At 54.5% G+C, this 23,085-nt stretch carries 21 protein-coding genes; 12 read left to right on the top strand and 9 right to left on the bottom strand.

Features of this window, described 5'->3' with window-relative positions; all coding sequences use genetic code 11:
* Positions 1-39: 39 nt before the first annotated feature.
* The 8 genes from ACZ5EH_RS14555 to ACZ5EH_RS14520 form a co-directional block, all read right to left on the bottom strand.
* Positions 40-402 (bottom strand): response regulator, encoded by a 363-nt coding sequence (locus ACZ5EH_RS14555; RefSeq protein ID WP_464274605.1) that lies wholly within the window; start codon positions 400-402, stop codon positions 40-42.
* Between the two features lie 123 nt (positions 403-525).
* Positions 526-2,184: a methyl-accepting chemotaxis protein gene (locus ACZ5EH_RS14550; protein WP_464274604.1), complete on the bottom strand. Its 1,659-nt coding sequence runs from the start codon at positions 2,182-2,184 to the stop codon at positions 526-528.
* Positions 2,185-2,479: 295 nt separating this feature from the next.
* On the bottom strand, positions 2,480-4,540 hold the full coding sequence (locus tag ACZ5EH_RS14545; RefSeq protein WP_464274603.1) for a methyl-accepting chemotaxis protein: 2,061 nt from the start codon (positions 4,538-4,540) through the stop codon (positions 2,480-2,482).
* A gap of 89 nt (positions 4,541-4,629) precedes the next feature.
* A complete protein-coding gene (gene radA, locus ACZ5EH_RS14540) occupies positions 4,630-5,994 on the bottom strand; it encodes a DNA repair protein RadA (RefSeq protein WP_464274602.1) in 1,365 nt (454 codons plus the stop codon).
* Between the two features lie 27 nt (positions 5,995-6,021).
* A complete protein-coding gene (locus tag ACZ5EH_RS14535; RefSeq protein WP_464274601.1) occupies positions 6,022-7,062 on the bottom strand; it encodes a DUF3426 domain-containing protein in 1,041 nt (346 codons plus the stop codon).
* A 108-nt stretch (positions 7,063-7,170) separates the two neighbouring features.
* Positions 7,171-7,647, bottom strand: coding sequence for an N-acetyltransferase (locus ACZ5EH_RS14530; RefSeq protein WP_464274600.1), 477 nt, complete (start codon positions 7,645-7,647; stop codon positions 7,171-7,173).
* Positions 7,644-8,150, bottom strand: coding sequence for a TlpA family protein disulfide reductase (locus tag ACZ5EH_RS14525; RefSeq protein ID WP_464274599.1), 507 nt, complete (start codon positions 8,148-8,150; stop codon positions 7,644-7,646). Before ACZ5EH_RS14525 ends, ACZ5EH_RS14530 begins: the two co-directional genes overlap by 4 nt.
* A gap of 189 nt (positions 8,151-8,339) precedes the next feature.
* Entirely contained in the window at positions 8,340-10,745 is a 2,406-nt protein-coding gene (locus ACZ5EH_RS14520; protein ID WP_464274598.1) for a homocysteine S-methyltransferase family protein, read from the bottom strand.
* A 246-nt stretch (positions 10,746-10,991) separates the two neighbouring features.
* Here ACZ5EH_RS14520 and ACZ5EH_RS14515 point away from each other — a divergent pair, with 246 nt between their 5' ends.
* The 6 genes from ACZ5EH_RS14515 (at position 10,992) to glpX (ending at position 16,738) form a co-directional block, all read left to right on the top strand.
* Positions 10,992-12,083 (top strand): sigma-70 family RNA polymerase sigma factor, encoded by a 1,092-nt coding sequence (locus ACZ5EH_RS14515; RefSeq protein ID WP_464274597.1) that lies wholly within the window; start codon positions 10,992-10,994, stop codon positions 12,081-12,083.
* A gap of 124 nt (positions 12,084-12,207) precedes the next feature.
* Complete coding sequence (locus tag ACZ5EH_RS14510; protein ID WP_464274596.1) at positions 12,208-13,893, top strand: tetratricopeptide repeat protein; 1,686 nt, start codon at positions 12,208-12,210, stop codon at positions 13,891-13,893.
* An 18-nt stretch (positions 13,894-13,911) separates the two neighbouring features.
* A complete protein-coding gene (locus ACZ5EH_RS14505) occupies positions 13,912-14,778 on the top strand; it encodes a hypothetical protein (RefSeq protein ID WP_464274595.1) in 867 nt (288 codons plus the stop codon).
* Positions 14,779-14,808: 30 nt separating this feature from the next.
* Positions 14,809-15,183, top strand: coding sequence for a hypothetical protein (locus ACZ5EH_RS14500; protein ID WP_464274594.1), 375 nt, complete (start codon positions 14,809-14,811; stop codon positions 15,181-15,183).
* Positions 15,184-15,291: 108 nt separating this feature from the next.
* On the top strand, positions 15,292-15,720 hold the full coding sequence (gene rpiB / locus ACZ5EH_RS14495; protein ID WP_464274593.1) for a ribose 5-phosphate isomerase B: 429 nt from the start codon (positions 15,292-15,294) through the stop codon (positions 15,718-15,720).
* Between the two features lie 28 nt (positions 15,721-15,748).
* Complete coding sequence (gene glpX / locus ACZ5EH_RS14490) at positions 15,749-16,738, top strand: class II fructose-bisphosphatase (RefSeq protein ID WP_464274592.1); 990 nt, start codon at positions 15,749-15,751, stop codon at positions 16,736-16,738.
* Between the two features lie 298 nt (positions 16,739-17,036).
* Here the strand turns inward: glpX and ACZ5EH_RS14485 are convergent, their stop codons facing one another.
* Positions 17,037-17,330 (bottom strand): hypothetical protein, encoded by a 294-nt coding sequence (locus tag ACZ5EH_RS14485; protein WP_464274591.1) that lies wholly within the window; start codon positions 17,328-17,330, stop codon positions 17,037-17,039.
* Between the two features lie 270 nt (positions 17,331-17,600).
* Here ACZ5EH_RS14485 and ACZ5EH_RS14480 point away from each other — a divergent pair, with 270 nt between their 5' ends.
* The 6 genes from ACZ5EH_RS14480 to ACZ5EH_RS14455 all read left to right on the top strand — a co-directional run bounded on the left by ACZ5EH_RS14480 (position 17,601) and on the right by ACZ5EH_RS14455 (position 22,822).
* Positions 17,601-18,056, top strand: a complete 456-nt coding sequence (locus ACZ5EH_RS14480; protein ID WP_464274590.1) for a hypothetical protein — start codon at positions 17,601-17,603, stop codon at positions 18,054-18,056.
* Between the two features lie 12 nt (positions 18,057-18,068).
* Positions 18,069-19,397: a DUF401 family protein gene (locus ACZ5EH_RS14475; RefSeq protein WP_464274589.1), complete on the top strand. Its 1,329-nt coding sequence runs from the start codon at positions 18,069-18,071 to the stop codon at positions 19,395-19,397.
* 141 nt (positions 19,398-19,538) lie between these two features.
* Positions 19,539-19,817 carry an Lrp/AsnC family transcriptional regulator gene (locus tag ACZ5EH_RS14470; RefSeq protein WP_464274588.1) on the top strand — a complete coding sequence of 93 codons (279 nt, stop codon included), beginning with the start codon at positions 19,539-19,541 and terminating at the stop codon, positions 19,815-19,817.
* A 180-nt stretch (positions 19,818-19,997) separates the two neighbouring features.
* Entirely contained in the window at positions 19,998-20,990 is a 993-nt protein-coding gene (locus tag ACZ5EH_RS14465) for a TRAP transporter substrate-binding protein (protein WP_464274587.1), read from the top strand.
* Positions 20,991-21,002: 12 nt separating this feature from the next.
* Positions 21,003-21,494: a TRAP transporter small permease subunit gene (locus ACZ5EH_RS14460; RefSeq protein ID WP_464274586.1), complete on the top strand. Its 492-nt coding sequence runs from the start codon at positions 21,003-21,005 to the stop codon at positions 21,492-21,494.
* Positions 21,488-22,822 (top strand): TRAP transporter large permease, encoded by a 1,335-nt coding sequence (locus tag ACZ5EH_RS14455; protein ID WP_464278306.1) that lies wholly within the window; start codon positions 21,488-21,490, stop codon positions 22,820-22,822. Before ACZ5EH_RS14460 ends, ACZ5EH_RS14455 begins: the two co-directional genes overlap by 7 nt.
* Positions 22,823-23,085 lie beyond the last annotated feature (263 nt).

The following is a 23,085-nucleotide window of genomic DNA, read 5'->3' as shown; positions in this document are numbered from 1 at the left end:
CCTGCAGCAAGGTGCAACGGCTCCATGGAACGCATGTACTTACCTTAGTACTTTTTTTACAACTGATAATAACTGATCCGGCTTGAAGGGTTTTACAATCCAGCCGGTGGCTCCGGCGGACTTGCCCTCTTGCTTCTTGGAAGCCTGGGCTTCCGTGGTGAGCATAATGATAGGAATGAATTTGTAAGATGCGTTAGCACGGACATTGCGTATCAGTTCGATACCGTCCATGTTAGGCATGTTAAGGTCAGTGACGATCATGTCCACCTGGCCCTTGAGCTTGGACAGAGCGTCTTTTCCGTCAACAGCCTCTACAACAGTATACCCAGCATTCTTCAATGTAAATCCAACCATTTGTCGAACGCTGGCAGAATCGTCCACAGTCATAATTGTCTTGGACATGTATTCCCCTCAATCACTTGTAATGAAATCAGGCTATATGGACCTGCCTGCGATATTTACTATTAAACTGACTCATAAATGCCTCATATTGCCCTAAAAGGCAATGGTGGGAACCAATGTCGCTTAGAATAGCTCAACATTGTCCATATCGTCTCCCGCATCTTCTTCAGTCGCTGCATTACCGTCGGCAATGTTGAGAACCTGCTCGTGAACCAGGCGTTCGGCATCCATGGTGTAACGCTCAAGAAGGTTCTTAAGCCGTTCAGGACGGTGCTGCTCGTCAGAAGGTGGCGCAAGCTCCTTGGCCTGTTCTTCAAATGCAGCCAGCTTGTCTTCAGCCTCCTGAAGCTGCGCCTCGACCTTCAAATGGAAATCTATGCTGCCGGTAAGTTGTGCAATATCCTGCGCCAGCTCACTGCTTTCATTGACCAGTTGAGAAAAACCGGAAGAAATGGTCCCATCCAACGTTTTGAGATTTGTCAGCAGACCTTTCAGTTTACCCACCATGTCCTGAACCTGGGAGGTATCAAGAAATTCTGCCGCCCTTTCTTTCAGCATTCCGGCAAGATCACTTACCCCATACAAAAGCGAAGACACTTCCTCGGTCTGCCGGCTGGCTTCTTTGGAAAGCTGTTGCACGGACATGGCCAATACACCCATTGCAGCACCCTGCTCACCGGTATGCGCCGCCTTGATGCTTGCATTCAGGGCAATCAACTCTATTTCGGCGCCGACTTCTTCAATATCACTCAAATATTCGCTGATTTCCGCAACGGTGCTGGCGACGGAACTCATGGTCCGGCCGATTTCCTCACCCTGTACGGCAAAATCATTCATGGTGCCCAGCATACCGTCCACTGTGCGCTCAATGGCGACAAGGCTTTTTGTGCCACCGGCAGTATCCTGCCCCACCAGGGAGGTGATTTCATTTTCCATGACCTGGACGCTGGAGACAATACCCGAAAGGTTGTCCTTAAGGGATTCAACAGCATTGACGAACCGCTCCTTGCCGCTCTGCACCTGCAGTTTCTGTATGCTGGCGACATCGGCAACCCAGCCGGCGAGGTCGGCGTTTTCAGGCTGTACGGAAAGGTGTGTTTCACTGTTGTTGAACAAAACACCGCTTACATCGTCCAGGGCCTCTTCCACATGCTCCACTTGCTGCCGCACTATGTCATGAAATTGCAGCATGGAGACAACTTCGCCAATCCGCTGCGAAACATCCTGGGAGGAGCTGGCGATGCTTTCTGTGAGCCCTTCGGAGCTGGAGGCCATGTTCAAAAGTGAGTCAAGATTGCCTTTGATGCTTTGGAAGATCGACTCTGAGCATTTTTCCTGCTGTTGCAACATTTCCTGGGTCTGCTGAATTGCCAGCCTGGCAAGTTCCAGCAAAGAGCGCGCTTGCTGCGTTATCCTTGTTGTGTGCCCGTCGATACGATTACCCAATTTTTCCACGTCATCGGCAAGGGTATGAAAACCACTACCATCCGAACCGAGCCGGGCGCTCTCTATCCGTGTCGAGATTCCCAGCATGTGCAGGTGGCGCACAAGCCGGCCGAACTCGTCCATCAATTCTTCGAGTTCGGTTATTGTCTTGACGATATTACGCAAATCATCAAGCGCCTTGCGCCCGGACAGGGTACTACAGACATTGTGCATGGACTGGAGCTCTACATCAAACCCCTTGATAAGCTCTGCAATGTCCTGCCCGGAAGTGGACTGCAAAAGACCCGAAGCTGTGGATGACAGGTCGCCTGCCTGCATGGAGTAGCGCTGCAGCATATCTCCCAAACGGAGAAATTAATCCTCATGGGCATGTATGCTCTTGGAAAGCAGCTTTTGCAGCACAGGCAAAAACTGCGAACATCTTTCCTTTAGCTGATCGACCAGTTCAGTAGTATTTTCCATATTCTCTGCCGTCTCTTCCCGGATTGGGGATAGACCGGTTGCTCTTCAGCCCATACGCTACGCCGGCACGTGTAAGCGACGAAATCAAGATCAAAGCTAGCGATGAATACACAGTGTACGCAAAAATACAGCATATTGCCAAGGACTATATGCTGATAGAATACTCTTTCTAATTGAATCTAATCTCCGCCCTGGCGGTATTTTCATCCACCGGTTTAACTTTCACGTTCACATGCTCGCCCATGTAGTCCGCCGCACCAAGCAAAATGCCTTCAAAGTAATCGAAAAGTCCCCGATCAGAGCGATACGTCATCACCAGCACATCTCCCTTGTCATCGTAAAAGAACTTTGGAGGTTTAATCCCGGGATAGTCCTTGGTCAGTTGCTGGTGCACCTTGTCGATGGAAAGATAGAGTTCCTTCAGGTTATCGCCCTTGATGTAACGTTTGTACATCTTCTCGAACTGCTTCATGGTGTAGCGCCCGAATTGCAGAAAAATGCTCCGGCTGTCCTTCCCGGTCAGCCCCTCCACCACGCTCGCCATCTGCTTCAACACGACATCGGGGTAGTTGGACGTCGGTAAAAACACGGGGTTGCCCAACGCGTCCTCCATTTGTGTGAAGACCTTGTTCCCGAACTCCAATTTGACGAAATCCTGCATAAGCTTTGGCAAAACGCCCCGCATGCTGCCTTCGGATTTCCACAACTTGTCGTTTTCCGTACTGCCACTGAGTTCCAGGGCCAGGGTCAGAAGCTCCTGCGAGAGCTCCGCCAGATCATGGGTGGCGCTGGCAGTCTGATCTGCCCCCTCTTCAGCCTCCCCGGCGATCAAGGCGATTTCTTCGATACTCTGATTGATTTCTTCTGCAGAAGCGGACTGCTCTTCCGCAGCCGTGGCGATCTGCGCGACTCGCGCGGCCATGTCTTCTATGCGCTCCATGATCTGGCGCAGTGCATCACTTGTTTGATTGGAAAGCTCGTTGCTGGTAACGACCTGACGCTGTGTCTCTTCCATGGAAGTCACGGCGTCCTGCGAACTGTTCTGGATGGTTTTGATGGCCTGCTCCACTTCCTTGGTTGCGACCATTGTCTTTTCCGCAAGTTTACGGACTTCATCGGCAACCACCGCAAAACCGCGTCCGGCCTCCCCTGCACGCGCAGCTTCAATGGCTGCGTTCAAGGCCAGCAAATTGGTCTGATCGGCTATGTCATTGATGACACTAATGATTCTTCCAATCTCTCCAGCCTGTCCGTCAAGTTGTGAAAGAACTTCCGCCAGCTTTTCAGAGGCGGAAGCAACACGATTGCTGCTTTCCAGGGCCTTGGAAACGAGCTCCACACCATCATGCGCTGCGCTCTGGGCTTCATCCGCCGCATGGGAGGTAGCTGAGGCGTTTTGTGCAACCTCAAGAACCGTGGATCCCATCTGCCCCATTGCAGTTGCAACATTCTCGGATTGTGATTTCTGGCGTTGCGCGCCTCTAGCCTGCTCGTCGGCAGAGGCGGACAATTCTTCGGATGCTGAAGCGACACGTTGGGCGACATCGGAGATAGTGGCGCCGGTTGTCAACAACTCCTGTTTGTCTTTTTCAAGCTGCTCTATCTGGTCAATAAACGCGTCCACCGCGCAAAAAGCGGCAACCCTGCCCATGACCGTTCCTTTCTTGTCCGACAAAGGGGCAGCGCCCCCTATTGCATGTATCGTTTTTCCACTCTTCAAAACGAGGGTCAGTTGTTCGCCCTGCATATCATTCTTAAAAGCGTCCCCCCCATTCTGAAACAGCGCTTGGGAGTAATTCTTACCTATAAGATTGCTTTGAGGAACGCCTGCGAGCTCGGCCAGGGGGCGACTGACTGCAAGCAAATTACCACCAGCATCCGTAACAAAAAGTGGCAGGGGTGAGTGCGCTATGCTCTCCATTCCCACTTCAGACGCAGCAAGCGTTTTTTGCAGCGTCTGCATGGAGCTTTGCAGCTCCGGGAAACGGGAGCCAAATTTCGCAACCGCGTCCAGGTCCTGTTTTGCCAAGGCAGGCAAAAGGTCATCTACAACCGCCGTGCCTTCGCGCCCTGCACGGCTGGCAAGGAACAGCGTCACCACGACACCGACAAGGAACGCGGCCAATGCCGCCCACAAAGCACCAATATAAAACGTGCAGAGCGGCAACAAACTGAGCACAATACCGCCTGCTACAACCAGTTTGTTACGTGCTAAAGGACTGCTAGCCATCTATAACCCCCCTTCGGTAATGGGAAAATGAGAATCACATATTTTTCAGAATAACCGGGTACACGTCATGGAGCAAGCAGGAATAGCAACTAGCCGTGAAACAAACTCTGTTGCAGTGTCTGTAATGTATCCACCCAGTTTGCTTTGACCTTTTTACGAGAAGAACCGCCTTCCTGCGCAGGACAGAATATGGGGTCGTAACCCAGCCGGCTGGCCTGGGCAAAACGAATATCCTGTCCAGCAACGGGGCGGATTTGTCCATTGAGATCGATCTCACCCCAAAACACCGATCGTTCAGGCAAGGGGCGGTCGTAATATGAAGAAAGTACGGCAGCGGCCAAAGCCAGGTCCATGCCAGGGTCTTGCAGCCTGAGACCACCCGCAAGCTTGGCGTAAAGGTCCATTTCTCCAAGGTGGATGGACAAACGCTTTTCCAACACAGCCAAAAGCAAATGCAGGCGGTTGGCGTCTACACCAAGGGCAGTGCGGCGGGGGATGGAAAGATAGCTGCGACAAGCCAGCGCCTGCACCTCCACTGCAAACGGGCGCTGCCCGTCCAGAGCCATATTCAAGGCAGTGCCGCTCAGTGCAGGGTTCCGCGCACCCAAAAACAATGTGGAGGGGTCGTGAACCAATTCCATCCCGCGCCCTCCCATGCTGTACACCAGCACATCCAGGCACGGGCCGAACCGGTTTTTAAGCACGCGCAACAAACGAAACGCCTGCTGCCTGTCCCCTTCCAGGTACAGCACGGTGTCCACCATGTGTTCAAGCAGCTTGGGCCCGGCGATCTGGCCATCCTTGGTAACGTGCCCTACCAATACGAGAGCCGTCTCGGCGCGTCTGGCCGCCTCGATGAATTCCGTAGCAACAGCCCGCACCTGTGACACGCTCCCCGGCAGCCCATCCGCACGGGGAGAAACAAGGGTCTGTACAGAATCTGCAACAAGCAGGGAAAGCCCCCCGGCTTCAAGCTGCCGCAGGCCATCCTCTGCGTTGACGGTGGAAAGCGCCAGCAGGTTGTCACCAAGCACACCGAGTCGCTCCGCCCTGGCCCGGATTTGCGGCAGGGATTCTTCACCGGAAAGATAGACTGTGCGATGCCCCCCAGCCGCCACCGCACCTGCAATCTGCAAAAGCAAGGTGGACTTGCCAATGCCAGGGGCGCCGCCCATGAGCAGGGCGCCTCCCGCGGCCAGGCCATTGCCCAGAAAACGATCAAGGGTCTCTTCGCCTGTGCTGAAGCTGCGAACGGATTCTGCGGCAAGACTGGAAAGGGAAACCGCCTCTTGAGAAAGGGGCGCGCCACTTGTATGCCGCTGGGAACGGGAACCACCAGAAGCGACTACACGCTCCTCCATTGTGTTCCATTCCTTACACTTTGGGCATTGTCCGCGCCATTGCGGACTTTGGGCGCCGCACTCGCGGCAGGTATAGACGTGGCGCTCTTTCATTATCCGCCCATTCACCGATGCAGACGGCTATTCCTTGGGCGGATTTTTGGCCGAGACCACCTTGATGCCAAATTCCTGCACGGTCTCCGGTGGATTGTAAAAGGTGACGACAAAAGGTACCTCGCCACCTGGGGGAACATTGGTATTGGCAGTCAGAATACCGACCTTGTTGTTGATAGCGGATTCAAGCTCCTCTTCGGTGAGCATCTGCAACTGATACAGCGAGACAGAGTTGCCGGCGAGAATTTGTTTGTCCTTCACGCTTACGCCGCCAGCATCAAAAAGATTGGCTTCAATAGTGATAAGCTCCTTCGGCGAGGAGAAATTGTTCACCACCTTGCCCTGAACGACGAAAATCTTGCCGACCTTATCATTGTCGACATAATATTGCTTTACGTCCTCCAGAGAAAAATTCTTGATCTGCTCTGTGGTGATGACTTCGTCGGTCTGCGCGGTCTCCTGGCTTTCAGGGGCAACCGTATCGTCACCGCTCATAAAGAAATACCATGCACCAGCGCCGGCCAGCAGCAGCAAAACCGCCCCCATGATTATAGGCAACAGAGAACGCTTTTTCTTGCCGCTGTCCGTCCCCACCAGGGCATCGAGGTCTATTTTCTTGCCGCTTTTTCCCTTCCCCTTCTCATCGCCAAGTGAGAACTCCTCGCGAACGCGGCTGCCGGATTCCTGCTCTTCTTCAAGCGCATCCGCAAAGCTGTCATCTGCAGGTGGTTCTTGAGGTTCTGGTTCCGGAGGGGCAGCTGGAACAGGGGTTTCCTCCAGAGAAAAGGAATCCATGTCGTCTTCCTCAGGGGAGTCACCGTCATCGTCAAAAAGACTATCCAGGCTCTCGTCGCCCAGACCGGCGTCAAAGGGCTCTTCTTCGCCGCCAAAGTCGGTTTGATCCCCCCCGAGAAAATCTTCTGGCTCCTCAGGCTCAGGAGGAGTGGCAGCAGGCGGCTCCAACTGAAAAACGTTGCCGCAAATGGTGCACTTCACCTTGCGCCCAGCAGAAAATTTATCGTCCGGGAAATTGTACTTGGTATCGCAGCTAGGACATTGAAGTATCATCGCAAGCCCGCGTTCAGGTCTTGGAGCGTTTCAGCCGGAAATTGCCGGCAGCGCCACGTCTCGGGCAATACATAGCCCTCTTGTTCAGTGAAATCAACCAGCCGCGCATTACAGCTCCATGAGCATACAGATTTCATCACAGTCCGGAAATTTGGGACATTTCAGACAATCCGACCAGACTTTTTGTGGCAGCACATCCTTGTTCACTTCGGAAAAATCCATCCTGGAGAAAAAGGAGTCCTGATACGTCAGTGTGAAAATCCGGTAAATGCCCAGCGTCAAGGCCTCACTGAGACAAGCTTCCACCAGCCTTTTGCCCCATCCATGCTTCTGCAGACTTTCATCCACAACCAGCGAACGGATTTCACCGAGGTCTTCCCATGTAATGGTCAGGGCGCAACACCCCATTATGTCCCCTGCTCCCAGAGGCGCGATGACGAAAAAATCGCGCAAATGACTGTACAGCTCATTGTAGGAGCGCGGCAACAGCAACCCCTGTTTGGAGAAGTGCATGAGCATGCCATGGATGCGTTTCACATCCTGGACACGGGCTTTACGTATATAGTGTGCAGGTGCTTCACTCATTTTTTGCTAATGGCGTCCAATACTTTTTGCAAATCGTCTTTACTGATGAAACCGTCATGCTTCAGCACCAGTCCACCACGTTCGTTGTAGATGAGCATCTTCGGCAGGGCGGAAACCTGGAAAACCCGGGCAACGTTGTCATCGCCCCAGTATATGGGGTAGTTGAACGGCACCTGCTCCGCAAACTCCTGCAGAGCGTCGCGGTCCTCGTCCATGGAGATCCCCAACATCAGGACCTCGTCCTCGGGGAGAGATTCCCGCAGACTGATGAGTCCGGGTATTTCCACTTTGCAAGGCTGACACCAGCTGGCGAAAAAATTAACGATAACTATCTTGCCCCGGGCAGCGTTAATGGCCTTCAACAGCTCGATGTGCTGCATGCTTTCGATTTCCGTGGTCTTGGCCATGGAATTGCCGCACAGGGGCATGGTCACAAACAGCAACCCGAGAACAAAAACAACGGATATCCCGGCCTTACGTATACAACCCGTAGTACGTGACATGGACACTCCTGGAATAAATCACATTCGTCAGTACGGGAAATTTGAAAAAGCCCCACCCACCCTTGTTTCGGAGGGTGCTGCTTTTTCAAACAACAAGGTTCTGACAAGCATTACGCAGCCAAGTGCAAACCTCTACCATGCACCCGGTCACGAGACAATCCAAAACCCTGCGCCCACAAGGTGACGAATTTATTCTTTAGTCAGCTTTTCGGCAAGGCGTACAGCGCTCACTGCGTCCAGGGAATAACCGTCCGCCCCTATGCTTTCGCAGAACGACTCGGTGACAACCGCGCCGCCGATCATAACCCTTACATCCAAGCCCTGTTCTTTGACCATATCCACCACATCGCCCATGCGCACCATGGTTGTCGTCATAAGGGCGGACAAACCAATAAGCTTGGCGCCATGCTCCTTGGCTGCATCAACAATGGTCTGGGCCGGTACGTTCTTGCCCAGGTCCACCACCTCAAAACCATGGTTGCGTAGCATCAGGTTCACAATATTTTTGCCGATATCATGGATATCGCCTTCCACCGTGGCCATGACTACCACGGTTTTTTCACCTGCACCGGCTTCCTGCTCCAAAAGCGGCTTGATACGGCCAAAAGCCTTCTGCATGGTCTCAGCCGAGGCAATGAGTTGCGGCAGATAGCACTCGCGGCGCTCGTAGCGGTCACCCACTTCGGTAATCGCAGGAATCAGCTTGTCGTTCACCAGGACAAAGGGCTTTTCCCCTGCTTCAAGAGCGGCGTCCAAAAGAGGCAGGATGGCGTCCTTGTCTCCCTGAAGCACGGCGTCTTCAATGGTCTCCACCTTGCGGCCCGCTTTTGCGCCGCCAGAAGCAACACCGCCCCCTTCTCCTGGTGTCCAACTGCTGAAAACATTGATGTAGCTTTCTGCGCGGCTGTCCCTGTCCAGCAGGACTTCACCGGCCATCAACGCTTCACGCAGCAGGGGGGCGCTTGGATTGGCAATGCAGGACGCCAGACCTCTGGCCATGGACATGTTCAAAAAGGCGGCATTCAGCAAGGGGCGCGCTGGCAGCCCAAAAGAGATATTCGACAGACCAAAAACAGTAGGCAAACCAAGAGTATTGGCGCAATAGTCGATTGTCTCAAGGCACGCCTTGGCCGCCTCCGGCTTGGAGGAAACGGTCAGGGCCAGCACGTCGACCATCAGCAGTCGTTTGGGCAGCCCCATGTCCAGGGCTTCCTGCACCAGCTTGTCAATGATCGCTATGCGCTCCGCAGAGGTGACGGGCAAATCCTTTCCCTGCAGCGGCAACAAAATGCACGGCGCGCCATAGCGCTTGCACAATGGCGCAAGATTCTCCATGCGCCCCTCTTCTCCACTGATGGAATTGACGAGGGGCGATCCCGGATAGGCATCCAGCCCTGTGCGCGCTGCATCAGGGTCTGAAGTGTCCAGACAAAGAGGAATCTCGTACCGGGAAATCAATGTCTGCACCAGCGCGGGCAACACGTCCGCCTCTTTCACCATGGGGGCGCCCACATTCACATCCAGAATGGTCGCGCCCATGTCCATCTGTTCCTGGGCAAAACGCAATGCCGTACCGAACTCACCAGCCTGCAGCTCGGCGGTAAGCTGCTTTTTGCCCGTGGGGTTGATGCGCTCGCCTATAAGGGCCACGGGTCTGTCCACCCCAACAGGCACGGAAATCGTGCGCGATGTGAGCACCATGCATTCTTCTTCTACAGCAGCAGGACGAGGCGCACGTATATTTTTCACTGTCTGGGCCAGAGCCCGGATATGATCCGGCCCTGTGCCGCAACAGCCACCAACTAAGGAAGCGCCCAATTCAATGAGCTTGACGCATTTTTCGGCAAAGACCTCTGGCCCCATGCTGAAAACGGTTTCTCCATCCTTGAGTTCGGGGAGGCCGGCGTTCGGGTAGACCATCAATGGCAGGGTCAGGCGTCTGCGCATTTGCTCCACAACCGCAGCGAACTGCTCCGGCCCGGCGCTGCAGTTGGTTGCTACGAAATCCACACCCATGTTTTGCATGGTGTCTATGAAGGTCAGCGGTGACGTGCCGGTCAGACACGCCCCCTGGTCAAAAGTCATGGACACGCCAATGGGCAGATCACATACCTCTCTTGCAGCAACAACCACGGCCCTTGCTTCGGCCAGGTCAAAATGGGTTTCGGCAAGAATGAAATCCGCCCCGCCCTGTACAAGCCCCTTGATCTGCTCGGCAAAGGCTTGAACCAGGTCGCGAAAATTCAAATCGCCCATAGGGCGCACAAAATGTCCGGTGGGGCCAACACCGCCCGCAACCCAGGCTTTATCGCCCACGGCTTCGCGGGCCACTTCGGCCATGCGCCGGTTGAGGGCCACCGTCTCCATTCCTTGGGGCAGCTTGAAGTGCGTAGCGCCAAATGTATTGGTAGTAACGATATTCGCCCCGGCATCGAGATACAGCCGGTGAACGTCTACAATAGTTTGCGGCGAATTCCAGCCGAATTCCTCAGGAGAAGCGCCGGCCGGCATCCCCTTCTGTTGTAAGAGTGTTCCCATTGCTCCATCGGAGACAATAACACATGAATCCTGCAAAGCGGTTCTAAAATCGAGCATTTTTAAAGGTGCTCCGTAAAATTGTGGGTGATTCAGCCCGTGGACCATGTACGTTTCGAGCATGCCGTGTCAGGCGTCTCGAAATCGGCCGTTTCACTGCTTCAGGGACGGACTATCCTGTCCGGCCGGATAAGGTTACCCGGCTCCTCCTGAAAGACGTTGAAAAGGGCTGGCAAAAAATATACGTTGTCTTCTTAGACCAAGATGGCCTTTGAGCAGACCGGAACCTTACGTTAAGCAGCAGCAATGAGCAAGAGGCCTATGCCTGAAGACAAAAACAACGCAAATAAAGCGCACGAGCCCGAAGAAGAACAGAGCCAGGAGGAACTGGAAACCGCTGACCTCGACGAAGATGTGGACGAGGTTGTCGATGCTGACGTGGCGGACGACGGTTCTCTGGACGACGACTCGGATGATTCTGACAAGGAAAGCCCCGGCCCCTTGCACCTGCCCATGCCCTCCCCGGGCAGCGCAACCCAGGTGCGGGACCCCCTGCGCCTTTATCTCCGCGAGATAAACCGCTTTCCCATGCTCGAGCCAGAAGAGGAATACGCGCTGGCCAAGCGTGTTCAAACCCATAACGATCAGGATGCCGCCTTCAGGCTGGTGTCCTCGCACCTGCGGCTGGTGGTGAAAATCGCCATGGATTTCCAGCGCCGCTGGATGCAGAACGTGCTGGACCTCATCCAGGAAGGCAATGTCGGACTGATGCGCGCCGTGCAGAAGTTCGATCCCGAAAAAGGCATCAAGTTCTCCTACTACGCCTCTTTCTGGATCAAGGCCTACATCCTCAAGTTCATCATGGACAACTGGCGGCTGGTCAAGATCGGCACCACACAGGCCCAGCGGAAGTTGTTCTACAATCTGAACAAGGAGCGGCAGCGTCTCCAGGCCCAGGGGTTTGATCCGGACGCGGCCATGCTCTCCCAGAATCTCAATGTCAGCGAAGCACAGGTGACGGAGATGGAGCAGCGCATGGGCGCCAATGACATGTCGCTGGACCTCACCCTTGGCGATGACTCCACAACCACCAGACTGGACATCCTCCCTGCGCTGGAACCCGGCATCGAAGCGACCTTGGCTCAGAACGAGATTTCTCACGCGCTCAAAGAGCAGATCGGAACCATTCTGCCGGAACTCAATGACAAGGAGCGCGACATCCTTGAAACAAGGCTGTTGGCGGAATCCCCTGTGACCTTGCGTGAAATTGGCGAAAAATACGGTATCACGCGCGAGAGGGTGCGGCAGCTGGAAACACGTCTTCTCCAGAAACTCCGTGTTCACTTAACCAAAAATATAGACGATTTTTCAGAGGATTGGATTCCCAACGAGGATTGATGGCCAAGCATGGGGTGCATAGCACCCCGCACAGTGCCACTTTCCACTCTGGGTAAAAGCCTGTACACTTTTCAGAAAGGAATTGTGGGGTTCTGTCTGGCAGAACTCTTTCATAAAAAACAACATGCTTAAATCCTACATTGCCATAGCGGCTGCATTGTGTCTGGCCCTGCTGGTCGGCGCCTGCACCAAGACACTTGAGGAACAGCTCTCTCCCAAGGATTGGGAATTGAGCACCGACGCCAGTTCCACATATTATTACCTGCTTCTGGAAGACGCCAAACGGCAAAACAACAGCACCATTGGTGAGTTTGCCCTGGAAGGTCTGCTGCAGACAGACGCCTCCCCGCAAATTTTCGTGGAAGCGGCTAATTTTTACTGGCACCAGGGCGATGCAGAGCGCACCAAGCAGGTATTGCAGCAAGGGCTGGCGCGCTATCCGGAAAGCCAGGAGCTGGAGCTGATGCTCGCGCAACTGTACCTGGCGGAAAAGCAGCTCGATGACGCTGCGGCCACTATCAATTCGTATCTCGAGAAAAACCCCGATGACATGCTCACCCGCCAGGAACTGGCGGACATTCTGATACGCAATGAACAGTACCAGAAAGCCCTCGATGTTCTCGGCGATATTCCCAAAGACGAGCAGGGGCCGATCATCCTGTATTACCTGGCCAAGGCCCACGAAGGGCTGGGCAAGCGCAACCTGGCCATCAAGCTCCTGAAACAGGCCGTTGCGAGTGACTCCGGCATCATCGAAGCATGGGCCGAGTTGGCCTATCTCTATGAGCTGGAGCAGGATTACGGCAAGGCTCTTGCCACGTATACCCACATGCTCGAAATGGGGGAGTCCAGTCAGGAACTCTGGCTGCGACTGGTGGACCTCAACCTCAAAATGGGGCGCCCTGACCAGGCGCTGGCGCTTGTGCGCAAAGGCCCTGCCGACCTGAGCTTCGCCCTCGGTGCGGGAACACTTTTCGTTGACCAGAACTACTACAAGCAGGCAGAGCAAGTCTTTCTGCCCCTCACCAAGGACAACCCCGAAGCCAAGGAAGTCAATTTCTACCTTGCCTTGCTTGCCTACCGCGGTGACAAGAACCTGGACAAGGCCATTTCCCTGCTGGAAAAAGTGCCGCACGACAACCGATTCTACAGCAGAGCCCTGCGATTCCGTGCGCATTTGCTGTGGGAGCGCGGTACCAGTGAAGACAAGGCTGAAGCCCTGCAACTGGCCCGTGAAGGCCGCGCCATGTTTCAGGACGATGAGGAATTCTGGATTCTCGAAGCGAGCCTGCTCGAAGATCAGGAAAATCTCAGCGACGCCCTGAACGTCCTTGAAGTGGCGCTCAAAAAGTGGCCGGACGAGCCTGAACTGCTGTTCCTTTTCGGTGTGCTTCTGGACAAGACAGACCAAAAGGATGAGGCCCTGGCGGTGATGGAACGCATCGTCACCATTTCCCCTGACCATGCCGATGCGCTCAACTACCTGGGCTATACCCTTGCCGACCGCAACCAGCAGTTGGACCGCGCCTACACGCTTTTGACCAAGGCCAAGCGTCTGAAGCCAGACAACGGCTACATTCAGGACTCCATGGCCTGGGTGCTCTACCGCATGGGGCGTTTGCCCGAAGCCTGGGAAGAAATTCAGCAGGCAGTGAAGCTTGCCGATTCCGATCCCATTATATGGGAGCACTACGGTGACATTGCCGCCTCTTTGGGCAACATCCAGGAAGCACGCACAGGGTACGAGAAGTCGCTTACGCTGAACCCCGAGGATCCTGAAGCTGTTCGACGCAAGCTCGAGGCCCTCTAACCAACCATTTTGCGGAGCATGATGCTGCAACCAACGCGCCCCTCCGCCCTTGAAGGCCTGACACGCTCTTGCAAAGGTCCGTTTATTGCGCTTGGCCTCCTGCTGGTCTGTGCGCTGCTCGCATCTTGTGCGCCCAAGACGCCACCTGCGCCAATTGCGGAAGAAGGCGCAGCAGCACCCCACCCCGATGCGGTTTGGGCGCTTTTTTTGAAGGACGCCCCTGCTGCGGCTGATGCAGAAGGCTTTTCCGCCAGCGCATCCTTGAATTATGCAGGCCCCCAGGCAAAAAGCCGCGTCTCTGTTTCCTTCTGGGGGAACCTCAACTACCCCTTGCGGTTGGACCTGCGCGCGGGGCTGGGCTCCACGGTTGCCCTGTGGCGTGAGGACATGGGAGAGTTCATGGCCTATCTGCCCGACAAACAGACGGCGTATGTCCATCAGGACGGCCGCCTTGGCATGGCCGCTTTCGGCATCAACCTGCCGTTCACCCTGCGCGAACTGGCCCTGCTCATTTGCGGGCGGTTTGCAGAGTTGATGCCCGAGCATTACCTTACCGTCAGACGCACCAATGAAGGACTTTACCTTTTTACGGTTGCTACGGGCGGCCGACGCTTTTCCGTGGAGTTGACCGCTGCGGGCGTACCTGTGGGCATGCGTACTCATGAATCAGATCCCTGGAGCATGGAATTCAGTGGATCGTTGGAGGATCAGGGGCTCCCCTCCCTGCCGCAAAAAATCCGCATGCAACGCTCGAGCGGTGAACGCGCCATAGTTTTCATCAAAGAGCTCGAACTGAAAAACGAGCCCTGGCCTGTGGACGCGCTGACCCTTGAACTCCCCCCTGAAACCAGGGTGCTTCTTCTGAAAAACACCGCCGACGGGTAACAATAACGACGCCAACCGGAGAACGGGACAATGTCTGGAATCAATGCAGACGCGCCGCGTCGCGGCATTATCAGCAATTTTTATTTGGGTATCCGTGTCATCTTCAGTGAGCTTTCCTGGCTGGGCCTGAAAGGCCTGCGCGCCTGGGAACTGCAACAACTGAAAAAACGTCTGGCGCAGGAGCATACTGCCCTGGGCATTGCCGTGGCCGCGGACTTGAAAGGGCGTGAGCCCGAATACGACCTCGGCAGAAAGGTCGAGCTGCCTGCTCTTGGCGACGACAGCGTCCTAGCAATGAAGCAGGTCCGCTTTCTGGAAACCGAAATAGCGCATTTGCGCAGCGAACGTCAGACCATGCGTCAACAGTTCGAAGCCAGGCTTCGGCGAAAGTTCGGGCTGGCGTAACACATCGTTTTTAAGCACGCGAGGGAGCTTTCCCCAATGGAATCCCGAGCCCTTCTGTCCAACATGAATCAACGTGCCACAAACCGGGCACTGATCCTGAGGTGAACCATGTCCCAACGCATCCACATTGCATCTGACCACGGGGGCCTTACCCTGAAAAGCCACCTTGTCAAGCATCTGCAAGACGCCGGTTACGAAGTGGTGGACCTTGGTCCGGATTCCACAGCGAGCACGGACTACCCCGTTTTCGCCCACAAACTTTGCGACAGCGTGCACAGCGAAGGCTCTCTGGGCATCCTGATCTGCGGCACTGGCATCGGCATGAGCATGGCCGCCAACAAATGCCCCGGCATACGGGCAGCACTCTGCACCAACGAATACATGGCCCGCCGCAGCCGCCAGCACAACGACGCCAATGTGCTTTGCCTGGGTGAACGCGTGCTGGGGCTGGACGTTGCCGAAAGCATTGTTGACGCCTATCTGGAAGCGGCATTCGAAGGAGGGCGCCACCTGCGCCGTATCGAACAGTTCAAGTAACCCACTTCTCTTGCCCGAAGGGGGCGCCATGGCCGTTGAAATTCCAGAACAAAACTTTGCAATGGATTTGGTGCGTGTCACTGAAGCCGCAGCCATGAGCGCCGCACGCTGGCTGGGCAAAGGCGACAGGGAATCCAGCGACGGTGCGGCTGTGGACGCCATGCGCACCACCTTCAATGCCCTTTCGATCCAGGGCACCGTCGTCATAGGCGAAGGCGAAAAGGACCGCGCGCCCATGCTGTTCAACGGCGAAAGCCTGGGCAGTGGCAGCGGCCCCGCCGTGGATGTGGCCGTGGACCCTGTGGAGGGAACGAGCCTGCTGGCCTATGGTCGCCCGAATGCCATCAGCGTGGTGGGAGTAGCGCCGGCCGGCAGCATGTTCCGCCCCGGCCCGAGTTGGTACATGCAGAAGCTTGTCGCTCCTCAGGAAGCACGGGACGTGGTGGACCTGGACGCTCCGGTTTCCAGGAATCTTGAGCGCGTGGCCAAAGCCCTGGAGAAGGACGTAGACGACCTGGTTGTCTTTGTGCTGGACAAACCCCGCCACCAGCGCCTGATCCAGGCGATACGCGAAGCTGGAGCCCGCATTCAATTGCATAGCGACGGCGACGTTGCCGGCTCATTGATGGTGGTAAGCCCCAATGCGGAAGTGGACCTGATGCTGGGCACCGGCGGTACGCCGGAGGGCGTCATAACGGCCTGCGCCCTGCATGGTACAGGTGGGTGCATGCTGGCGCGCCTTGATCCGCAGACACCCGAAGAGCGTCAGGCAATACTCGACGCAGGTGTTGATCCAAACGCCATGCTCACCGAAAAAGACCTTGTGGCGTCGGAAGACAGCTTCTTCGCCTGTACGGGCATTTCATCCGGCTCATTATTGCAGGGCGTAAAATTCACAGGCAAAGGCGCCGTCACACATTCCCTGGTCATCCGCGGCAAGACCGGCACAGTGCGCTTTATCGAAAGCCATCATGACTGGAGCCGGCTCATGCGCATCAGCGCCTTGCCTTATGATTAAGACGCCTTCAATTACAGCGTACTAGACAGGTGTAAAGCTCCTGAATAAATAAGGGGCGCCCCATTCCGGACGATGAGGACGTTGCAAAATCTGTATGGAAGACCATTACTGTTGCGCTATTCCCTGAACGACACAAAACAACTCAGGGAGCACAGGCACACAAACGCCTGTCAGAACAGCCGCTTCGCCCTCCAAAATAGTTCAGAAGATACGCAGGCCTTTACGGCCAGCCGCATGGTGGGCACAACCACCGCGCGGCTGGCGGAAAAAGCCCCCTTACTGTTTTGCGTGCGAAAAGCTACTCTTCTTCGTCATCCAGCCAGGTGGAAAGAATATCAATAATCTTTTGGGCCTGATCCCTGCTGGAAATGGTGAATTTCGACTGCGGGCGATAGGTTCCCTGCATCTTGCGATAACGACGGATCACGAATTTAACCGGTCCGTATTCACCTTTTTTGCGGTCCATGTCCTGATATTTGAAAAGAATGGTGCTCCAGGCGCCTTTGGTCAGAACCTGTTTATCCAGCTCCTTGACCACAAGTTGCCCGTCTTCTTCATAATTCACAGTCAATTCATCAATGGTTTCTGCCATGCAGTCCCCCTTTTTCTGTTTAGGTATATACCCCTGAAAGGGCCTTCATTCTTTGCGTGCTAATGGCTATAGTTCGCATTGGCTTTTGCTGCAAACGGGTGCGCATGCTACCCAATGCCCAGAGCAGGGGCAAGCGCCCCATGCCTGAAGACAAAACCGGGGTTTCCAAATAAAAAAACGCTTTCTGCCAGGAACACCACTTTCACTTTTTTTCAAACAAGATGCGCGCGGTATTTCCTGGAACCAGATAAAAAACTACATGATAAGACCATGCCCAAGACACTGCCCATAATCATGCTCATCACCGCGGGTGTTCTGCTTCTTATAGTCGTCTTGCGGCTTTTGTTTGCTGCTGTACGCGCGAGTGTTGTCAAAGATGTCTGTACACGCGTCGATACCAGTCAGGCCATCAAGGCCGCCGGTTTTGCCAACTTTTACGGCGTTCTTTCTAAGGGTATGACCCAGATTCGCGGCAACGGTTCACTTGTGCTTTTGCCAGATAAATTGTTTTTTCTCCAGGCGGTTCCCAGGCGCGAAGTCAATATTCCCCTGGAAAAAATATCGGAACTCTCGACGCCATCGAAATTTTTGGGCAAACTGAGCCTTCGCCCCTTACTGCGTGTGGATTTTACCACAGAATCCGGCCCTGATGCAGCCGCCTTCCTCGTCTCCGGCCCCACAGATTGGATAGCTGCCATTAAAACCGCCCAAAACAAGGCATCCTGAAAACTACCTCCCATGACACTGCTCTCCCTGCTCCCTCTTGGCAAAGTCTTACTTGCCTTTTTCGCCATGCTAGCCGGCATCCGACTGCGCATCGGCCTTGCCCTTTCCATCATCATTGGCAGCATTCTGCTGGCCCTGCTTTTCGGCATGGGTCTCATCGAATGGGGGCAGGCCGCAATTCAGGGCATTTTCCAGGAACAGACCCTTTTCCTGGCGTCCATCGTCGCCTTGATACTGGTATTTTCCGATCTCCTCGATCACAGCGGCCAGGCCGGGCGACTCCTGGATGCACTTTCCGGACGCATCCGCAAGCCGAGGCTTTCCTTGGCTTTTTTTCCAGCGCTTATCGGCCTGCTGCCAATGCCGGGGGGAGCTGTTTTTTCCGCCCCCATGGTGCGAACTATGGCAGAAAAGCTTGAAAAGCGGCGCATCATGACAAACGTGTCACCGGTGGATCAGGCCTTGATAAACTACTGGTATCGCCACATCTGGGAACTGGCCTGGCCGTTGTACCCCGGTGTCATCCTCGCGGCATCGCTATCTGGCATCGGGCTTGTCCACCTGGCATTCATACTTTCCCCTTCGCCCATCATAGGCCTAATTGCAGGGTGGTATTTTGTCTTGCGCCCCGCCACCAGCGCTCTTGCAGAGGCAGAAGGCAACGAGCAAGAGCACCTTCTCCAGCCCATTGCCCCCCCTGCTCCATGGAGTAAAATTCTGCTTGAAGGCGCCCCCTTGTTGGTAGCCATCCTGGGAGCCATTGCATTGGAGGTGGGCATATCCCTGCTTGCCCCCGACATGCCATTCGAATGGGGTGTCATTGCCGCGCTGCTCGGTGCGATTACCACCAGCGCCCTGCAAAACAAAGTGAGCCCCCTGACCATTGCCGGCTTTTTCACACGCCGCCATTTGCTGACCATGATGTCGGTGATCGTAGGTATTTTCGTTTTCAAGGAAGTGCTGCAAGTATCAGGCGCGGTGCATCGCCTTGCAGAAACTGCAGGAGGCGACGCAGCCCTTTTCGGCGCTAGTGTGATCCTGCCTTTTTTCGTGGGCCTGGTGTCCGGCATAAACATGGCCTTTGTCGGAGCGGCCATGCCTCTTGTGCTGGCGCTGGTGCAGCAATTGGGGCTGCAGGGAGAACTCCATGCCTGGGTGACGCTGACAATGTTTGCCGGCTACGCCGGCGTCATGGCTTCCCCCCTGCACCTGTGCTTCATCCTGACCTGCCAGTTTTTTGATATCGAACTTTCCAAAGCCTGGCGACGTTTGCTGCCGCCCTGTTTTTGCCTGGTCATCGGCGGCCTTGCCTATTTCATGCTGCTGCGCGCCTTCAGTTGACCCATGGAAGCGCCAGTCTGACCACAGCAAGGCAAGCCGCCAGACTCGTTGCCAAAGGTGGTTCCGTGCTTGACGCAAATTGATGAACCTTCTATTTTTGTTTTTGATTTCAAAGCACAAAATACATTCAAGGAGCACCCCATGGTCAATGCTATTGTATTGATGCAAGTGGACCCCAAAAAGGTCAATGAAGTCGCAGAAGCTTTGGTCGATATAGACCATGTCAGCGAGGTGTATTCAGTCGGGGGGCGCTTCGACATCGTTGCCATCATCCGCGGCCGCGACAATGAAGACATCTCCAACATCGTTACACAACGCTTTCTAAACATCGAAGGTATACGCTCCAGCGAGACGCTTATCGCCTTCCGAGCTTATTCCCGACACGATCTTGAACGCCTTTTCGCCATTGGTGAAGAATAACGTTCACGCCATAACGTGAGCGGCGCAAGCCACCTTTTACACACCTTATAATGTGTAAGCTGATTTGAACGCCGTAAGCTCAATTTGCCGACCATGCTGCATGACTGTGCGTGATATGAGTAACACCTGCCCCATGTGGGGGCATTTCATTACCGTGACATGCCAAAACGGAGGCGACAAATGAAGAAACTGACCGGTATTGCAGGCATCCTGGCCTTGAGCGCCCTACTGTTTTCCAGTGCGTTGCCAGCCTTTGCCGCGGACGCGGTAAAAATGGACTGTAACGCCATTTATCCCGACACCAACTTCCACACCAAGGGCGCCCAGAAATTCGCCGAACTGGTGAAAGAGTATTCAGATGGCAGTGTTTTGATCACTGTGCATCCCGGCGGCAGCTTGGGCTTCAAAGGTCCTGAACTCCTGAAAGCCGTGAAGGACGCCACCTTGCCCATGTCTGACATCCTTATGGGCGTTGTCTCGGGCAGCGATGAAATTTTCGGCCTTTCCACCATCCCCATGCTGGTGGCGTCCTACGACGAAGCCAAGGCCTTCTATGCAGCGGCCAGGCCCTACTATGACAAAGCCTGCGAAAAGTGGAACCAGAAACTTCTATACGCAGCGCCATGGCCTCCCAGCGGATTGTTCACCAACCACACCATTGCCAAGGTTGCCGATCTGGACGGCCTCAAGATCCGCACCTACGACAAGAACGGCGCCGAATTTCTGAAGCGCTGCGGCGCCAGCCCGCAATCGCTGCCATGGGGCGAAGTTTACACCGCCCTTTCCACTGGCCTTATAAACTCCGTGCTGACGTCAGCCACCTCGGGCAAGGACGGCAAGTTCTGGGAAGTGCTCAAACACTTTACCAAGATCAACTACTCATTCCCCTTGAACATGATGACCATCAACCTGGACTACTGGAAATCCCTTTCTCCCGAGCAGCAGGATGCCGTACTCAAAGCGGCTGCTGCAACAGAAGAAGCCCAGTGGAAGGCATCGCAACAAAGTGTTGTGGATTCTCTGAAGATTCTTGGCGACAATGGCATTGTCATTGCCGAGCCAAGCGCCGAACTCAAAGACCAGTTGCACAAGATAGCTGCTGATATGGCTGCTGATATGAAGGCCAACGCCGGAGACGATTTCAAGGCAGCACTCACCGCGTTTGGAAAATAGTTCGAGATTCAAATGACGAAGCTGCTTACCCGCCTGGATGGCCTCGGCCGCGTATCCCGCGCCGGGGCCTACCTGGCTTCTTTTTTCATGCTGCTTATCGTTGGCCTGATTCTGGTGGAGATTCTGGTCCGAAGCCTTTTCGGATCGTCCACACAGATTGCCAGCGAATATAGCGGCTATTTCATGGTCGCCCTCATCCTGCTTGGGTTTGCAGAAACGTTTCGTTCCGGCTCCTTTATCCGCATCGAGCTATTGCTTCCACGTCTTCCCAAAAAAGTCGCCAAGGTGGTGGAAATCCTGGCGGCGCTGTTCTCCCTTGCCATTACGATATACGCCCTCTGCTATAGCATCGATATGGTGCGTGAGAGCTTCACCCTGGACATGCGCGCCGACACAATGGCCGAGACGCCCTTCTGGATTCCGCAAATGGCACTGCCTGTGGGGCTTGTGCTGCTGGCCATGGAAATAGTTTTGTACATACTGCGGAGGGTGCGGCCATCATAAGCGATCCGTTGCTCCTCTCCGTGGTGCTGGTGGCCATCATGTTCGGCCTTCTGCTCTTAGGCATGTGGATTGGGTTTGCCCTGTTCGCCTCGGGCATTATCGGCATGCTGTTGTATCAGATCAATCTGCCTCCGACACTTTCCATCTGGGATAAGATCGGCGACCTGTTGGCAAATTCCATCTGGAATTCGATGAACTCATGGGCGCTGACGGCACTGCCTCTTTTTGTCCTCATGGGGGAAATTCTATTCCGCACCGCCATCTCCACTAAACTGCTCAATGGCCTGGCTCCCTGGCTGACGCGTATTCCTGGTCGCCTGTACCATATCAATGTAGTGGCCTGCTCTCTTTTTGCTGCAGTCTCGGGGTCCAGTGCGGCCACCACGGCCACGGTAGGCAAGATCACCCTGCACGAGCTGAAAAGCCGCGGCTATGATCCCAAACTGGCCATAGGTTCACTGGCTGGGGCGGAAACACTGGGCTTTCTAATCCCGCCCAGTCTGATCATGATCATTTATGGCGTGCTTTCGGACACGTCCATTGGCAAACTGTTCATCGCAGGCGTTCTCCCCGGGTTTGTGCTTGGAGGCATGTATATGGCGTATATCGCGCTCCAGTCCCTTCTGCACCCACATATCCTTCCGGAGGCGCGTGAATCCTATAGCTGGTCCGAACGGCTGGCCTCACTCAAGGACCTGCTTCCCGTCTTTCTGCTGATAGGTTTGGTGCTCGGCGGCATATATGCGGGCTGGACAACCCCCACTGAGGCAGCGGCAATAGGCGTTCTCGGCGCTCTCGGCATAGCCGCCATGTTCCGTAATCTTTCCTGGGAGACATTCAAGACAGCGCTGCTGGCCGCAGTAAGAACCAGCACCATGATCTGCTTTATCATTGCAGGGGCCGCCTTTCTTTCCCAGGTGGTTGGCTTCATCGGCATCGCACGCGCCATAAGCATGTACATCACCTCTCTGGGGTTATCGCCCTACATGCTCATCCTGGTACTCGGCTTGATGTACCTTTTTCTTGGTATGATCCTGGACGGCATTTCCATTGTCGTCATGACACTGCCCATTGTTTTGCCCATTGTTGTGGCGGCCGGCTTCGACCCATTGTGGTTCGGCATTTTCGTCGTCATCATGGTTGAACTATCCCAAATCACACCGCCGGTGGGTTTCTCCATCTTCGTGATCCAGCACATTGCGCAGACAAATGCCGCAACTATTTTACGCGCCACCTTCCCTTTCTTTTGCATTATGGTGCTGATGGCCATCCTTCTTTGTATCTTCCCCGACCTCGTATTCTTTTTGCCCCAGCAAATGATAGAGTAACGTAACTCTATTCTCTTCCACCACATTTACCCTCAATTTTAGGAGGGATATTATGCCTCCCATTTTACTACAAAATGAGAGCCCCCAACTGCTTTTTCTTCTCTGTAGCATTCACATTTAATGGATAATTATAAAGATAATAATTGCAAAAACCTTGTAATAGAAATTAAAATGAGATAATTTGTATAATTATCGTCAAATCGGAAACGCATATATTCGCTTATAAAGTAGCTTTGTATTTAAGCAATAGATGCAACAGACTA

It is taken from the genome of Desulfovibrio biadhensis (genome assembly GCF_055388615.1).
The sequence above is the reverse complement of the archived record's forward strand: the minus strand, read 5'-3'. Positions and strand labels throughout refer to the sequence as shown.

Coding starts and splice junctions, on each gene's coding strand:
- ACZ5EH_RS14555 (WP_464274605.1), bottom strand. CDS start 402: ATGTCCAAGACAATTATGACTGTGGACGATTCTGCCAGCGTTCGACAA.
- glpX (WP_464274592.1), top strand. CDS start 15,749: ATGGCCGTTGAAATTCCAGAACAAAACTTTGCAATGGATTTGGTGCGT.
- ACZ5EH_RS14550 (WP_464274604.1), bottom strand. CDS start 2,184: ATGCTGCAGCGCTACTCCATGCAGGCAGGCGACCTGTCATCCACAGCT.
- ACZ5EH_RS14505 (WP_464274595.1), top strand. CDS start 13,912: ATGATGCTGCAACCAACGCGCCCCTCCGCCCTTGAAGGCCTGACACGC.
- ACZ5EH_RS14485 (WP_464274591.1), bottom strand. CDS start 17,330: ATGGCAGAAACCATTGATGAATTGACTGTGAATTATGAAGAAGACGGG.
- ACZ5EH_RS14520 (WP_464274598.1), bottom strand. CDS start 10,745: ATGCTCGATTTTAGAACCGCTTTGCAGGATTCATGTGTTATTGTCTCC.
- ACZ5EH_RS14500 (WP_464274594.1), top strand. CDS start 14,809: ATGTCTGGAATCAATGCAGACGCGCCGCGTCGCGGCATTATCAGCAAT.
- ACZ5EH_RS14480 (WP_464274590.1), top strand. CDS start 17,601: ATGCCCAAGACACTGCCCATAATCATGCTCATCACCGCGGGTGTTCTG.
- ACZ5EH_RS14460 (WP_464274586.1), top strand. CDS start 21,003: ATGACGAAGCTGCTTACCCGCCTGGATGGCCTCGGCCGCGTATCCCGC.
- ACZ5EH_RS14510 (WP_464274596.1), top strand. CDS start 12,208: ATGCTTAAATCCTACATTGCCATAGCGGCTGCATTGTGTCTGGCCCTG.
- ACZ5EH_RS14470 (WP_464274588.1), top strand. CDS start 19,539: ATGGTCAATGCTATTGTATTGATGCAAGTGGACCCCAAAAAGGTCAAT.
- rpiB (WP_464274593.1), top strand. CDS start 15,292: ATGTCCCAACGCATCCACATTGCATCTGACCACGGGGGCCTTACCCTG.
- ACZ5EH_RS14545 (WP_464274603.1), bottom strand. CDS start 4,540: ATGGCTAGCAGTCCTTTAGCACGTAACAAACTGGTTGTAGCAGGCGGT.
- ACZ5EH_RS14465 (WP_464274587.1), top strand. CDS start 19,998: ATGAAGAAACTGACCGGTATTGCAGGCATCCTGGCCTTGAGCGCCCTA.
- radA (WP_464274602.1), bottom strand. CDS start 5,994: ATGAAAGAGCGCCACGTCTATACCTGCCGCGAGTGCGGCGCCCAAAGT.
- ACZ5EH_RS14525 (WP_464274599.1), bottom strand. CDS start 8,150: ATGTCACGTACTACGGGTTGTATACGTAAGGCCGGGATATCCGTTGTT.
- ACZ5EH_RS14530 (WP_464274600.1), bottom strand. CDS start 7,647: ATGAGTGAAGCACCTGCACACTATATACGTAAAGCCCGTGTCCAGGAT.
- ACZ5EH_RS14515 (WP_464274597.1), top strand. CDS start 10,992: ATGAGCAAGAGGCCTATGCCTGAAGACAAAAACAACGCAAATAAAGCG.
- ACZ5EH_RS14535 (WP_464274601.1), bottom strand. CDS start 7,062: ATGATACTTCAATGTCCTAGCTGCGATACCAAGTACAATTTCCCGGAC.
- ACZ5EH_RS14475 (WP_464274589.1), top strand. CDS start 18,069: ATGACACTGCTCTCCCTGCTCCCTCTTGGCAAAGTCTTACTTGCCTTT.